15 protein-coding genes are annotated in these 13774 nt (G+C 47.7%); 7 read left to right on the top strand and 8 right to left on the bottom strand.

Annotated elements, in window-relative coordinates:
* Window positions 1-30 precede the first annotated feature (30 nt).
* Window positions 31-1494, bottom strand: a complete 1464-nt coding sequence (locus ACPXXB_RS09755) for a PLP-dependent aminotransferase family protein (protein ID WP_423907022.1) — start codon at window positions 1492-1494, stop codon at window positions 31-33.
* A gap of 496 nt (window positions 1495-1990) precedes the next feature.
* Here ACPXXB_RS09755 and ACPXXB_RS09750 point away from each other — a divergent pair, with 496 nt between their 5' ends.
* From ACPXXB_RS09750 to ACPXXB_RS09740, 3 genes are read left to right on the top strand one after another with little or no spacing between them, the layout of a single operon-like run.
* Window positions 1991-2503: a tetratricopeptide repeat protein gene (locus ACPXXB_RS09750; RefSeq protein WP_423907020.1), complete on the top strand. Its 513-nt coding sequence runs from the start codon at window positions 1991-1993 to the stop codon at window positions 2501-2503.
* Window positions 2389-3450, top strand: a complete 1062-nt coding sequence (locus tag ACPXXB_RS09745; RefSeq protein WP_423907018.1) for a trypsin-like peptidase domain-containing protein — start codon at window positions 2389-2391, stop codon at window positions 3448-3450. The genes ACPXXB_RS09750 and ACPXXB_RS09745 overlap by 115 nt, the downstream gene beginning before the upstream one ends.
* A gap of 2 nt (window positions 3451-3452) precedes the next feature.
* Window positions 3453-4373 carry a hypothetical protein gene (locus tag ACPXXB_RS09740; RefSeq protein ID WP_423907016.1) on the top strand — a complete coding sequence of 307 codons (921 nt, stop codon included), beginning with the start codon at window positions 3453-3455 and terminating at the stop codon, window positions 4371-4373.
* Between the two features lie 46 nt (window positions 4374-4419).
* Here ACPXXB_RS09740 and ACPXXB_RS09735 read toward each other — a convergent pair whose 3' ends face one another.
* Window positions 4420-4578, bottom strand: a complete 159-nt coding sequence (locus ACPXXB_RS09735; RefSeq protein WP_423907014.1) for a hypothetical protein — start codon at window positions 4576-4578, stop codon at window positions 4420-4422.
* 39 nt (window positions 4579-4617) lie between these two features.
* Here ACPXXB_RS09735 and ACPXXB_RS09730 point away from each other — a divergent pair, with 39 nt between their 5' ends.
* Window positions 4618-5670, top strand: coding sequence for a cobalamin-independent methionine synthase II family protein (locus tag ACPXXB_RS09730; RefSeq protein WP_423907012.1), 1053 nt, complete (start codon window positions 4618-4620; stop codon window positions 5668-5670).
* Between the two features lie 213 nt (window positions 5671-5883).
* On the opposite strand, the gene ACPXXB_RS09725 is transcribed toward ACPXXB_RS09730, so the two are convergent.
* Together ACPXXB_RS09725 and ACPXXB_RS09720 are read right to left on the bottom strand one after the other, a co-directional pair.
* Complete coding sequence (locus tag ACPXXB_RS09725; RefSeq protein WP_423907011.1) at window positions 5884-6279, bottom strand: hypothetical protein; 396 nt, start codon at window positions 6277-6279, stop codon at window positions 5884-5886.
* Between the two features lie 90 nt (window positions 6280-6369).
* Complete coding sequence (locus tag ACPXXB_RS09720; protein WP_423907009.1) at window positions 6370-6690, bottom strand: ABC transporter substrate-binding protein; 321 nt, start codon at window positions 6688-6690, stop codon at window positions 6370-6372.
* Here ACPXXB_RS09720 and ACPXXB_RS09715 point away from each other — a divergent pair.
* The 3 genes from ACPXXB_RS09715 to ACPXXB_RS09705 all read left to right on the top strand — a co-directional run bounded on the left by ACPXXB_RS09715 (window position 6578) and on the right by ACPXXB_RS09705 (window position 9902).
* Window positions 6578-7159: a LysR substrate-binding domain-containing protein gene (locus tag ACPXXB_RS09715; RefSeq protein ID WP_423907008.1), complete on the top strand. Its 582-nt coding sequence runs from the start codon at window positions 6578-6580 to the stop codon at window positions 7157-7159. The genes ACPXXB_RS09720 and ACPXXB_RS09715 overlap by 113 nt on opposite strands.
* A 621-nt stretch (window positions 7160-7780) precedes the next feature.
* Window positions 7781-9319 (top strand): CoA-acylating methylmalonate-semialdehyde dehydrogenase, encoded by a 1539-nt coding sequence (locus tag ACPXXB_RS09710; protein ID WP_423907007.1) that lies wholly within the window; start codon window positions 7781-7783, stop codon window positions 9317-9319.
* 205 nt (window positions 9320-9524) lie between these two features.
* A complete protein-coding gene (locus ACPXXB_RS09705) occupies window positions 9525-9902 on the top strand; it encodes a hypothetical protein (RefSeq protein WP_423907005.1) in 378 nt (125 codons plus the stop codon).
* 268 nt (window positions 9903-10170) lie between these two features.
* Here the strand turns inward: ACPXXB_RS09705 and ACPXXB_RS09700 are convergent, their stop codons facing one another.
* From ACPXXB_RS09700 to ACPXXB_RS09685, 4 genes are all read right to left on the bottom strand, one after another.
* Window positions 10171-11013 carry a glycerophosphodiester phosphodiesterase family protein gene (locus ACPXXB_RS09700; RefSeq protein WP_423907003.1) on the bottom strand — a complete coding sequence of 281 codons (843 nt, stop codon included), beginning with the start codon at window positions 11011-11013 and terminating at the stop codon, window positions 10171-10173.
* Window positions 11014-11085: 72 nt separating this feature from the next.
* Window positions 11086-11766 carry a thiol:disulfide interchange protein DsbA/DsbL gene (locus ACPXXB_RS09695; RefSeq protein WP_423907001.1) on the bottom strand — a complete coding sequence of 227 codons (681 nt, stop codon included), beginning with the start codon at window positions 11764-11766 and terminating at the stop codon, window positions 11086-11088.
* 37 nt (window positions 11767-11803) lie between these two features.
* A complete protein-coding gene (gene mpl / locus ACPXXB_RS09690; RefSeq protein ID WP_423906999.1) occupies window positions 11804-13234 on the bottom strand; it encodes a UDP-N-acetylmuramate:L-alanyl-gamma-D-glutamyl-meso-diaminopimelate ligase in 1431 nt (476 codons plus the stop codon).
* On the bottom strand, window positions 13231-13746 hold the full coding sequence (locus tag ACPXXB_RS09685; RefSeq protein ID WP_423906998.1) for a hypothetical protein: 516 nt from the start codon (window positions 13744-13746) through the stop codon (window positions 13231-13233). The genes mpl and ACPXXB_RS09685 overlap by 4 nt, the downstream gene beginning before the upstream one ends.
* Window positions 13747-13774 lie beyond the last annotated feature (28 nt).

The raw sequence follows: 13774 nt of genomic DNA, 5'->3' as shown, positions 1-13774 counted from the left end.
GTACAGGGGGGGGGGGATTGAACTAATTGATTAGCCGATTATTTCAATCAACTTCTCAAATCCCTCTTCGATTTTATCTGTCGGTATAGACGAAAAACCCAGTCGGAAATAATTTTTTGGGTGGGCATATGAACTGTAGCCATGGAAGAAGACTTCTCCGGGTTCGAATAATATCCCGTGCCTGGCGGCGGTTTGTGCCAATTGATTGGTGTCGAGAGATTTCGGTCCTTTTACCCAAAACGCTGATCCGCCAAATGTGGGTGGCTTGCTGGTTCCTGGAAAATGAGTCTCCAGCAAACTTCCCAGTAGTTTCCATCGTTCGTGCAGGGTATGACTGAGGCGATTGATTAAGGCGTCGTGGCAGCCTTTTTTCAGGAATTGAGCGACAATGAACTGGTTGTTGCTCGGTGGATGGCGCAGCATGAGTCTTCGCAGCGCGCGAGCCTGATCAACAAATTGCCGAGGGGCAACCAGGTAGCCCAGGCGGATGCCGGGAGCCAGCGTTTTAGACAAGCTGCCGATATAAATAACCCGACCGTCGTTGTCCAGGTTTTTCAGTGCAGGCGTAGGTTCGCCAATGTAGTTAAACTCTGATTCATAATCATCTTCAATGATGATTACATCATGTTTATGGGCTTGCTTCAATAACTCGATGCGCCTTTCTTTGGGCATGGTTACGGTGCTTGGATAATGGTGACTCGGCGTGGTGTAAACGCAATCGCATTTAGCGAAGCAGGAATCGGGTATCAGTCCATGGTTATCAACTTCAAGGGCAACGATTTTGGGGGTAAATACAGCAAAGGTGTTTTCTGCATCAACATATCCGGGGGTTTCAAATCCTACGGTTTTATTAATATTGAGTAGTAGCTGCGCGCTAATATAGATGCCTTGTTGCGCCCCAACGGTTATCAGTATTTCATCGGGTTCGGCCCACACGCCACGCCGCGGCAATATCTTTTTATGTATCTGGTCAATGAGTTCCGGGTTGTCTCGGTCGATTTGATCTTTTGCCCAATCGTAAATAGCGTTTATCGAGACTGCTTCACGAGCGCATTCACGCCAATCTGCGATGGGAAAATTTTTTCGATCATATTGACCGCAAATAAACGGATAGGGATATTGATTCCAGTTCTCAGGCTTACTGTTTTGGCGAAAATTATATGGGGTTACCACCAGCTTTTTACGCCAGTCGATTTTGCTGTCAAACCGTTTTGATTGATTAGGGGTGTTGACCCGCCCTTTTAAAATTTCTTCATTGACATAAAAACCACTGCGCTCCCGTGCCAGTAAAAACCCTTCGTCAACCAGGTTTTGATAGGCTTGTACTACGGTATTGCGCGCAACCGATAGCTGCCTGGCAAGTTTTCTACTCGATGGCAGTGGAGAATCCAGCGCTAGATGACCCTCCAGGATGGAATTGACTATCATCTCCTGGATGCAGGACTGTAGAGTCCCCTGTTGCTGAGCCGGCAGTTGGAACAGGTATTCGGTCACGATATATTGATTCCCAGAAGTCAGACAGCAATTACATCACAGATTGGGGTGAAAAAGAACGCCGCCCAAGAAATGTACCTGGCAAATGTATCCGGAAAGTGTGCCCGGAAAGTGTACCTGATGCTGAAGCCGCATAAATTCTGAAACCTTTGGCGCTCGATTCAGCCATTCTGATATACTAATCGGGTATAAAAATTTGCAACCACATCAACAAATTCGGGAGTGCGCTCAATTCTAAAATTCGTAAACTAAAATAACACACGAGAGTAAAATGAGTTTATTAACGACATGTATTGGCGCGTATCCTAAACCGGATTACGTTAAATTACCGGACTGGTTCAATCACCCGGCTGGTCCGGATACTGCGGATCCAGTCAAACAATCCGTGTAGTGACGCCCGATAGTCGTAGGAAAAATCATCGCCGAAATCCACTAAAGATGAAAACAAAGATATTTCGTGTTTTGTGTTTTGGGCTTTGTCGCCTTGGCAGCGACAATGGCGTTTACCGCCGCCGCGCAAACTACAGCCGAACAAATTGAGGCATTGCGCAAGGAGGCGGAGCAGGGGAATGCGGATGCGCAATATTATTTGTATTTGAGCTTTGCATACACATCTCACCCGCACGATGGGAGGCGCTGGCTTCGCAAGGCGGCTGATCAAGGGAATGCGTGGGCGCAATATGATTTGGGCAATGTCTACGAGAACGGCGAAGGCGTTGCCGAGGATAAGCGTGAGGCGGTGCGCTGGTATCGCAAGGCGGCTGAGCAAAGGCATCCAGAGGCGCAATATATGGTGGCCAGGGCATATTGGGATGGCGACGGCATCGCCAAAGATCAACCCGAAGCGGTGCGCTGGTTTCACAAGGTTGCGGAGCAGAGGAATGCGCGATTTTTTTGCCGTTGGCGCAACGTTATTTGGGTTTTGCATATAATAACGGCGAAGGCATCGCCCAAGACAAACGTGAAGCAATGCGTTGGTATCGCAAGGCAAAGTGGCATGAGGATCTGAATTCGCTATATCTTGAAGGCTTTGGATATTGGTATGGCTTGGGTGGCGTGAAAGACAAGCGCAAGGCAATGCGTTCGTATCGCAAGGCGGCGGAGCGGGGGCATGTGCGCGCGCAAACCCAGTTGGGCGATGCATATTGGACTGGCGAAGGCGTTATTGAGGATGAGCGCGAGGCATATATCTGGTATTCCATTGCCAAAGCAAACGGCGACAAAACCGCGGCTGATAATTTGCGCGAGAAAAATTGGCGCAATTATTTATCGCAAGCCGAGATCCGCTCGGGGCAAAAAGAGGCGGCGCGGCGACTGGATGCGATTGAAAACCGCGAAGAGGAGGCTACGGAAAAATCCGCCGTCGGGGCGAATATCAACCTCGCGCTCGCGCCAAAAAGCGCGAATATCGCCGAGCGAGTATTCGAGAACGCATGGCGCTCGGTGGTGGTGGTGCATAACGGCGACGGACAGGGAAGTGGCGTGATCATCCGCCCTAACATTGTGGCGACCAACTGCCATGTGGTCGATGCCGGCGACCGCATCGTCGTTTATAAAGCGGACAATCGCCGAGCGGATACGGACTCCGCTTTTGCTGCCACCATCAGCCATTCCGATGAAGACAAGGATTTTTGCTTGCTGGATGTTGACGGCTTGTGGGGTGTGCCGATAACGGTGCGTAAATATGGGACGTTAAAAGTGGGCGAAGATGTTTATGGTTTAGGTGCGCCGCATGGATACGATTTGTCAATTTCTTCAGGGATTGTTTCGCAACTGCGGAGCAACGACGGCAATCGGTATATTCAAACGGATGCGGCAATATCGCCGGGCTCGTCGGGCGGTGGATTGTTTGACAGCGAAGGAAGTTTGGTTGGCATTATGACATCCAAAATTACCAATAAAGGTGTCGAAGGCATCGGTTTTGCCATTCCCGCCGATTTGGCGCTGGGGTATTGAATATGAATCTAATCGAAAATGATGCAAAGGCAACAAACTCTGCATATAAAGCAATTCAAAACGCTCAAGTTGGGTGTGAGAGATTGGGTGCCATCAGGCAGCATGTTGAAGAAATTTACTCTTTAACCAAAGATGTGCTTGATAAAAAGTTTCGTGAACAAATCAAACATGATTTTCATTCCTGCTATGCGGAAATGTATGTTGCTGCGGTTCTTAGAGACAGATATGGTTTCAATGTGTCCCATCCATCGGATGAAGGTCCTGATTTATTTTTGGAGGATTCAAATTGCTGGATTGAGGTGGTTTCCGTTACCGATGGTAGTCCTGACAAGCTAAATTCTGTTTCAGAATTGATTCCATGTAAGGGGCAAAAGAACCCTGAAAACAAAGTCATTCTTAGGTTGAGCAGCGTTTTTTGGAAAAAGTCAAAGAAAATGATGTGTGACAGAAGAAAAGGAATCGTTGATTCATCTGCTCCAATCATCATTTGTATTAGCGGGGGCGCGATGACAGAAAGAATCCCTATTGTCCCTATTGGTGGACTCCCACCTATAGTGAGAGCTGTTTTGCCGATTAGTGGTGCGTATTTGTTGATAAATCGGAAAACAAACGTAGGCTCGATAGAATATAAATATAGTGAGAGCGTGAACAAGAAGTCTCCAACTGGAAATGTGTCAATCAATACAGATTACTTTTTAACCGATGAACACTCACATATCAGTGCGGTTGTATACTCGTCTGCAAATGCCGGTGACCCACTTTCGAGAGATAAATGGGGATGTGATTTTATCAAAATATGTAATCCCAAAGCTACAAACCCATTGCCAAGAGATTTTTTTAAGTGTGATGAAGAATATTCTGTGTCAGTCACAACTGATGGTTTTACTATAAAAGAAGTTAGTAAGCAAAAATCAGAAAGTTAAGGCCCCGAGGCAAACGAGAATCGCTAATTCCCTGCGGAAACGCGGATTAAACCTGCTCAACTAACCGTGCCAGTTTTTCAATCCCCGCTTCGATTCGGTTTTCCGGGACGGGGGAGAATCCCATGGCGCTCTTTCCAGCCATTCTGATATACTGATCGGGTATAAAAATTTGCAACCACATCAACAAATTCGGGAGTGCGCTCAATTCTAAAATTCGTAAACTAAAATAACACACGAGAGTAAAATGAGTTTATTAACGACATGTATTGGCGCGTATCCTAAACCGGATTACGTTAAATTACCGGACTGGTTCAATCACCCGGCTGGTCCGGATACTGCGGATCCAACTAAACAATGGTTGGACGCAATGGCGGCATTGGGGCCGGACGCGCCTGAGATTATTGAGCAAGGCATCAAGCAGGCGGTAACCGATCAAGTGGGATGCGGAATCGATATCCCAACCGACGGGGAAATTATTCGTGAAAACTATATTCACTATCATTGCCGGTATTTGCATGGGTTCGATTTCGTTAATTTGACCGAAAAAGAAGTGCGCGGCGGCGCCTATTCGGCCAAGTTGCCCTCCATCGTCGGTCCGGTTTCGGTGAAACAACCGTACATCGTAAAGGACTGGAAAACGGCTCAGGCATACACCGACAAGCCACTGAAAATTACCTTGCCCGGGCCGATGACCATTAGTGATACCAATTCGGATATTTATTACAATGACCCAAAAAAGTTAGAGTCGGATTTGGCCGAGGCATTAAATCTTGAAGTTTTAGCTTTGGCGGACGCAGGATGTAAACACATTCAAATCGATGAGCCGGTATTCGCGCGCAATCCGAAAAATGCGCTGGATTTTGGTTTTGAAAACCTGGAAAAAGCCTTCCACGGTTGTCCTGATCACGTGGCTCGCACGGTGCATATGTGCTGCGGTTATCCTGACAAGTTAGACCGCACTGACTATCCGAAAGCCGACCCTGATTCGTATTTCCAGATCGCAGATGCGATCGAGGATTCCACCATCGACGTGGTATCTTTTGAGGATGCTCATCGACACAATGACCTGTCGTTACTCGAGCATTTTAAAAATACGGCGATAATATTTGGTGCGGTGGCGATTGCGAAAAGCAGGGTCGAGCCGGTAGAAGAGATCAGAGAGCGTTTGCAGGCGGCGCTGCAGCATATTGATGCCGAGCGTTTGCTCGCAGCCCCGGATTGCGGTCTGGGACTGCTTGGCAGAGAGCTCGCTATGGCTAAATTGCGAAACCTGAGTGAGGCTGCCCGAAGCGTATAAACGTCATTTTTGTAATTTATATGTAAATACAGCAGCACTCCTTTTTAAGAGCGCTCTCTCTTAAGTGGTGGGTGATTCACAATGACAGCTATCAGAAATTGCGCAGGAACAAAAATTGACATATAGCAGTCTTAAACGGTATCGCAACCCCCTGTGCATTTGAACGCCCAGTCGTCTTGGGTTGGTAATACTAGGCTTTCCAAACTCTTTCAATCATATGAGCCCCATCAGCCGATTGACACCATCGGCGATTGTTCCTTGAATACGCCGATCATAAGCATCCAGATCAGATGGAAATGTAAAAATGCCATTGCCGCCATCATTGTGTACGATCTCTTGCATATCCCAGTATATTTGTTTGCGCCGCACGAAATCCGCCTCTGTTTTACCTGCGGTCATTAGTTTTTCAAACTGATTATTGCACCAGTACGCTTCAGCCCAGGGATCACCACAAGCAAAAGCCACCGAGAACATCATGCCCGGAGTGGGGCGTGTCGACCAGTTGGACATCACATAGGGTTTTTTCATCCAGACATTAGACCAATATCCATCGTTCTGTTCTTGCTGAATGTTAATCTCTATACCTGCTGTGCGTGTGCTTTCTTTCATTAGTACTGCCGCATCGACCGCCCAGCCCCTCAATCAAGTTGTAGCGATTAAGTCCTTGAAGTCGTTTGACAGTTTTGTTGTCGACCCGATCTATAATATCCACACCACCGCTAAGCAACGCGCTAGTGCGGGCTGTTGCGTCGGTAATATAAACATTTCGACCGAATCGACCCAGGCTCTGTCATTTTTCCAGTAGTTTGGATTGCGGCTGGCCTTAAAACTTACACCCGGTTTGAACTCTTCAAGGATGTACGGTCCTGTTCCCATGAAGTTGTTCGTTAGAGGGTGCCGCAAACTTTTGCTAACACCGGAAGATCTGTTGTTTCTAACGGCAGTGCAGAGCGCCTTATTAACTCTTGAGGCTGGGAAAATGTCTATTGTGGGGTGCAGTGTCGATAGACATGTGACCATCAGTGTTCCATTTTCACTGAGCGGAAAATGGATGGTCCCGAGACTTCACAAATTGACTCGTATCCGCCCTGATCTTGATTTGCGTGTTGATGCTACCGACCATCTGGTAGATTTCGACAGGGATCCGGTTCATCTTGCTATTCGTTACTGTGAGCATCCACCGGATAATCTACACTCAGTGCTTCTTTTTGCTGACACCGTTTTCCCCGTCTGCAGCCCCAACTTGATGGCAAAATTTGAGGGGCATCTTGATCCCGATCAAGTCGTCAAGCCAATACTTTTGCACGACAAAATGGCTGATTACACTTGGTACGACTGGATAAAGTCTGTTGGATTGAACAACCAACCGACAGTCGGCGGACATAAATTTAGTCATACAGGAAACGCACTTGATGCGGCTATAGCCAGTCAAGGTATCGCACTGGGTCGATTGGCATTAGTAGCGGATGATTTGGCGATGGGTCGCTAATGTCGGATTTGACGTTATCAACTGGCAAACCACATTTCGTACACTGATTGCCTACCGCTATCGGCTAGCTGAATTGGCTGAATTTGTTTCAATCATCAGTTCAGTCTCTTCGGGGCTGGTCACAAGACCACCTTCGAGGTTTTCTTGGCGAAAATTTCTTCCGCGTGGCAAGCGCGGTCTGGATGTAGACAGGTTGAGCGCACGGAATAAATAGCTCAACCATTTATGTAGTTAGTACTCTAAAATACTGCATAGAATTAGCGATACCGCATAAGTCAGATCCTGTCATGCTGAGTTATTGTCAAAAGGGGTGTTTCTGTTTCAGCACCAGAATCAAGTGGCGGCCTGATCAATTGCTGTCACCTCAATTCCATTTTTACACCTGTTCCCGCAATCGCCTTCACCGGGGAATCAAACCCGCGCAAGCGTCGCCATTTCTTCTCTGTGTACGCGCCCAATTTTCACTTCATGTGCAACATGCCAGCACGGGGGGCCCCCTTTCTGGCAGGAGTTCATTTTACCTGTTGGCATCAACCTATTGAAAAAATTTACGTGTTGAAATAGATTGTTTTAACTCTAATCTCATATAATCCGCTAAATATTGTCGAAAGGAAAAACCCCATGAAACAAGAGTCAATTGAAATCGAAAAACTGCATTATGAAAAACTGCACCATTTTGTAAATGGCCAAAAAACCCCGGGTCAAAGTGGACGATTTGGCGATATATACAACCCTGCTCTCGGGGTTGTTGTTAAACAAGTTCCCTTAGCCAGTAGTGCCGAGGTTAGGCAGGCGATTGGTATTGCACAGGATGCGTTCCCCGAGTGGGCGGCCACGCCAGCCGGGCGCCGCGCGCAGGTTATGTTTTCGTTTCGGGATCTGATTAAATCACATATGGACGAACTCGCCGAAGCGGTCTCTTGCGAACATGGGAAAACCCTGGACGATGCCAAAGGCTCGATTACCCGTGGGTTGGAGGTGGTTGAATTCGCCTGTGGAATTTCGCAGATGCTCAAGGGGGAACATTCAGGCAGTGTGGCCCGCGGCGTGGATTGCTGGAGTGTGCGTCAGCCGTTGGGTGTTTGCGCCGGTATTACGCCGTTTAATTTTCCGGCGATGGTGCCGATGTGGATGTTTCCGGTGGCCATTGCCTGCGGTAATACGTTTGTGCTCAAGCCTTCGGAGCGCGATCCGTCCTGTTCCTTGCTGTTGGGTGAGTTAATGAAACAAGCGGGACTGCCTGATGGTGTGCTTAATGTTATGAATGGCGACAAGGAAGCGGTCGATACATTGCTGACGGATGGCCGCGTTCAGGCGTTAAGTTTTGTCGGTTCGACCGCCATCGGCGAATACATCTATCACACCGGCAGCGCGCATAACAAGCGCGTGCAGGCGTTATGTGGCGCCAAGAACCATATGGTGGTGATGCCCGATGCGGATATGGACCAGGCTGCCGATGCGGTGATGGGCGCGGCCTATGGCTCCGCCGGCGAACGCTGCATGGCGATTTCCGTGGTGGTGTCTGTGGGTGATGCACCTGCGGATGCGTTGATTGAAAAATTGCTGCCCAAACTGGACGCGCTTAAAATGGGGCCTTATACCCATGCCGATTCTGAAATGGGGCCAGTGATAAATCCGCAGGCCAAAGCCCGTATTGAGGGTTATATAGAAAAAGGCTTAGAAGAAGGCGCAACGCTGGTGCGCGATGGCCGTGGGACGGTGGTTGTGGGGTCGGAAAAAGGCTGCTTCGTCGGCGCCACTATTTTTGATCATGTTAAAACCAACATGAGCATCTATACCGATGAAATTTTTGGGCCAGTGCTGAGTATTGTGCGCGCCGACAGTTACGACCAGGCGGTGAAGATGATTAATCAGCACGAGTATGGAAATGGCGTGGCGATTTTTACCCGCGACGGCGATGCCGCTCGCGACTTCGCCAACCGCATCCAAATCGGCATGGTCGGCATCAACGTGCCAATTCCAGTGCCGATGGCATTCCATAGTTTCGGCGGTTGGAAGCGCTCGCTGTTCGGTGATCATGCGATTCATGGCCCCGAAGGCGTGCGCTTCTACACCCGCCTCAAAACCATCACCTCACGCTGGCCCTCCGGCATCCGCTCCGGCGCGGTGTTTAATTTCAAGGCTGGGGGGGAGCATTAGCGGGGATGAGTTCAAGATGATCGTTAACCCGCTCACGCTAAGCGAAAGAATGCGCTTGGTGAAAGATATGTGGGATAGTATTACCTCAGACCATTCTGGTTATCGTTTTGCTTGGACATCGAAGCCAGCAAGGAGACCGAAAAGGAATTGGATTAAGAGGTTTAACAGATCGTTGCTTGTTTAGCATTTGTATAGGAGCATAGAATTGATGACAAAGATGGATATGATCTGGGTTGCTGTTGCAAACGCGTTGCACCAAAATGTCAAATTATCAATTATAAAAAGCGATATTGATGAATTGGTGTATGACCTATTCCAAACCAAGATCACATCAGTTATGATTAATATTCACTTGGCCAGTTCCGCAGACCGCCAAGCTGATAACAATAATCCGCAACGCGGCGGCAGCCGTAACCGATACCTGTTTAAAGAAAACAACGGCAACTTTCGTCTGTACAAAAAGGCGGATGGCATTCATGATGGTTGGGATAAAACTGGTCCGTGTTGCCCGTCTATCGACAATTTGCTATCTGAATATCGATATCTTGTAACGTGGTACGAGAACGAGTATTACATGACATGAAGCCAGCCGAGTGAAAAATAAAATTCACTATAGTGTTTTGATTCAATGGTCTATGGGGATAAGTGTTATATGGCTTCCTTGCCTGAATTTGGTGCATATGCTAACACGCATGGGGAAGCCTACGAGAAAGCCTTGCGGAATGCAAAAGAGGTTTTGGGTTTGTTAATCGAAGAAACTAAATCTCTGCCAATGCCACAAACCTATAACATGGCACACGTTACCACCTAACCAATATTCCAGCGGGTGGCGTTGCCGTTCGCTAATGCCGTCACTCATCACCAAGCACCGCCCGGCACCGCTCAGGATAATCAGTGATGATGGTGTCCACGTCCAACTTGGCCATTCTCTTGATGTCCCGCTCTTCGTTGACCGTCCACGCATATACCTCCAGGCCGAGACTATGGGCTTCACGCGCCAACGGTTTAGTTAGGCCACGATAGTCGCAAGACCACACACCGGCGCCTGCGTCCTTTGCTTTATTCAGGTCGGCAGATTTGTAGGGGTGTTTTTTTGTAAATCCGATTTTTAAATCCGGTTGCCGTTGTTTTAGCAGATGCATCAATCGCCAATCAAAACTTTGCAAAAAAACGCGCGCCAAAGGAAACGATAAGTCGTCAAGTTTTTTTAATACCAGAGAAACATAATGCTCGGGTTCAGGAGTCCAACATGGTCTGCCGGGCTTGCTCTTCATTTCCAGGTTGAGGATGACGTTGCTATATTCACGAATCAACTCAATGCATTCATCCAGGGTCGGCGGTGAGGCGCCGTCCACCGGGGTTTGCTTGCTGAACATTTTGGCGTATTGAGTGCCTGACTTTAATTGACCGACATCGTATTGACGAAGTTGCTCCAGCGACAAACTGCGAATAGGGGTGCGATTCCTAATCCACTTTCTCTTTATCCACTCGCCCCTTGAGTTCCTGGTTTTTGAAGGGTTGAGAACCAGGTCGTGGTGCAACACAATATGGTCGTCCGCGGTAACGCACAAATCCACTTCAACGCCATCAACCGCATGTTGCAACGCGTATTCGATTGCCGGCAGTGTGTTTTCCGGTCGCCGTCCGCGGGCGCCGCGATGGCCATGTATCGCTGGCTTATTTTGCGTAGTCATTGGGCAACGCGGGTTGTGTGTTTCAACAACTTCCACGCGCTGGTTCAAATTATCTGGTTCAACTCGCTAACTTCAACTCGCTCTGGCTTGGGCGGCTTTTTCGATAAGAAAATTAATCACTTTCATCAATTTCTCCTGACTGCCCGCGTGGGTGATAGTGGTTCTGTAACGACCATCCACAATGATCGACGGCACCCCGGAAATGCCATACTTTCTAGTCATTACATTTGCAAAGTTAAGTTTGTTTTCTACTGCGAAAGAGCTAAAGGCATCAATAACAGACTGGCGGTCCACACCATTTTCCGCAGCCCAATCAGCAAGTTTATCAACCGAGTCAATCCTTAGTCGCTGCACATGAATTGCCGAGAATAATTTACCATGCAGCTGCTCCACGACACCGAGGGCTTCAAACGTATAATACGCTCTGGCATGGAATTCCCATTTCGGGCTCAATAAAGCAGGGACCGGCACGTATTGCGCATTTTCGGGCATGTTTTTTCGCCACTCAGCAATAAACGGTTCAAGCCGAAAGCAATGCGGGCATCGATACCAGAACATTTCCACGACCTCTATTTTGTCTCCGGTTTGCACCGGCTGAACCTGGTCAAGCAATTCATAGTGTCCGCCCTCGACAAACGGTTCTTCCTGCGCGCGCGCATTTGCGATACTCAATGTTAGTGATAAGCCTAACAATATAGTGAGCAGTGCGGCCGGGGCCGCAAACAGTGCATAAAGCTTGCTTTGGATATTCATATCTAAATTTTTTATGGTAAGTTTCGGGTGTTAATTTTTAGGGTGCCGCCATTAAATGTTCGGTTTGGACAAGTTTGGCTTCCAAGTGTTCCCGTAAGGCATCGGGTATGCCATCAAACCCGCCGTTACTCATACAAATAATAACGCTATTTTTGGTTATCCTCAACTCAAGTTCCCCGGTAATGTTACTGATTAAGTCTTCTTTGTTTTCACAAATCCGTAAACGCGTTCTGGTGTTTAGTGTCTGCGGTTGCCAATCCAGTGCTTCAGGTTGATATATGAAGGTGGCATCCGCGTTATTGAAGGATTGGCCCAATACATCGCCGTGACAACCCTTTTTCATGGTATTAGAACATAGCTCGACCACAGCAATAATTTTATGTTCAGTGTATTTTGATTTGATGGCATCGATAGTTAGCGCAATGGCGGTGGGGTGGTGGGCAAAATCTTCGTATAGCGATACGTTTTCTTTGTTAAACAGTAACTGAAGTCGACGCTCGGTCGCCTTGAAAGTTGATAATGCGGTGCATGCATGACTGACTTCAATACCCGCTGAGTAGGCTGCGGCGATGGCTGCCAACGCATTTTGCATATTGTGTTGACCAATGCAGGACCATTCCACCAGTCCGCTGGGTTTGCGCTTGGATTGGCGCTGGTGATAAATTTCAAAACTGGAAAAATCCTGAGTTAGCTTGTCAGCGAACCAAAGACAGTTTCGATTGTGAATTGAAAAGGGAACAATTTTGCTCCAACAACCCAGGTCCAGAACATCGGCGATGTGGTGATCGTCGTCATTGGCGATAACCGAACCGGCGGACGGAATGATTCTTATCAAGTGGTGGAACTGGGTTTTAATTTGATGGAGATCATCAAAAATATCGGCGTGATCAAACTCAAGATTACTCAATACCACGGTGTCGGGATTGTAATGAACAAACTTTGAGCGTTTATCGAAAAAAGCAGTGTCGTATTCGTCAGCTTCAATAACAAACCATTCGCTTCGCCCGAGTTCTGCGGATTTTGAAAAATTTCCCGGTTTGCCACCGATTAAATACCCAGGACTTTTGCCGCATACATGCATTATCCAGGAGAGCATCGCCGCGGTTGTGGTTTTTCCGTGGGTGCCGGCCACAGCGATTACCTTGCGATTGCGCAGCAGATTGTCGTGCAGCCATTGGGGGCCGGATTGATAGGAATAGTTGCGCTCTAAAACGGCTTCCACCATTGGATTTCCCCTTGAAAGGGCATTACCGATGACAACCTGATCGCAATGACTATTTATTTCAGCGTGTTTTAAATGCTTTGGATCATAACCTTCATAAATTTCAATTTGCTCGGATTCCAACAGCGTGGACATGGGTGGATACACGTTACTGTCGCAGCCGGTCACTTCATGGCCGCTGGCTTTAGCTAACTGAGCAATGCCTGCCATAAACGTCCCGCAAATCCCGGCGATAAAAACTTTCACAGAAGTTGATCTCCGAATAGTTTCAATAATATGGTTGCAAAAGACAACTCAAGAACCAATGTAATGAAAAATGCCAGCACTCGGCTTATTTCCAGCGTTTCCCGGAAAATGAAAATTATAACCGTGAAGTACCAGAGACTGGATGCAATGATTGGAATTTTCGTTAAAGAGAGATTGCCTTGTGATAATTCGCTGCCATCGGACATCATGATAAATGGAATGATGATAAGCAACAGCAAAGCGGAGCAACCGTACAATGCGGTGGCAGACTGCAGCCAACGCTCGGGTTTTGAAAACAGAACAAGCAGAAGCTTTAATCCCAGACCCGGTAGGCCCGCCTGGACCAAAGAAATAAAGAGAATGTTATCCTTTATAAGGTGATTATTCCTGACCATAAATAATCCGAGGGTTGCGGCAATTGCCAGAATCAACAGGTTTACAGAAGCCTCGAGATCCTGGGGTTTTGCCTTGAACAGGCAGATTTGAATTAATGTTCGGGCTGTTTTAGGCATCAATGAGGCAGTTAATTTTCTGTTTGGA

The organism is Candidatus Spongiihabitans sp. (assembly GCF_965237845.1).
GTDB lineage: Bacteria > Pseudomonadota > Gammaproteobacteria > Arenicellales > Poriferihabitantaceae > Spongiihabitans.
Note: the sequence above shows the minus strand (reverse complement) of the source record. Positions and strands in the feature narration are given on the sequence as shown.

Bases quoted from the DNA above. Each gene is read 5' to 3' on its own strand.
- ACPXXB_RS09700 (WP_423907003.1), bottom strand. From the start codon at position 11,013: ATGACTACGCAAAATAAGCCAGCGATACATGGCCATCGCGGCGCCCGC.
- ACPXXB_RS09710 (WP_423907007.1), top strand. From the start codon at position 7,781: ATGAAACAAGAGTCAATTGAAATCGAAAAACTGCATTATGAAAAACTG.
- ACPXXB_RS09720 (WP_423907009.1), bottom strand. From the start codon at position 6,690: ATGGTCACATGTCTATCGACACTGCACCCCACAATAGACATTTTCCCA.
- ACPXXB_RS09740 (WP_423907016.1), top strand. From the start codon at position 3,453: ATGAATCTAATCGAAAATGATGCAAAGGCAACAAACTCTGCATATAAA.
- ACPXXB_RS09750 (WP_423907020.1), top strand. From the start codon at position 1,991: ATGGCGTTTACCGCCGCCGCGCAAACTACAGCCGAACAAATTGAGGCA.
- ACPXXB_RS09725 (WP_423907011.1), bottom strand. From the start codon at position 6,279: ATGAAAGAAAGCACACGCACAGCAGGTATAGAGATTAACATTCAGCAA.
- ACPXXB_RS09730 (WP_423907012.1), top strand. From the start codon at position 4,618: ATGAGTTTATTAACGACATGTATTGGCGCGTATCCTAAACCGGATTAC.
- ACPXXB_RS09695 (WP_423907001.1), bottom strand. From the start codon at position 11,766: ATGAATATCCAAAGCAAGCTTTATGCACTGTTTGCGGCCCCGGCCGCA.
- ACPXXB_RS09685 (WP_423906998.1), bottom strand. From the start codon at position 13,746: ATGCCTAAAACAGCCCGAACATTAATTCAAATCTGCCTGTTCAAGGCA.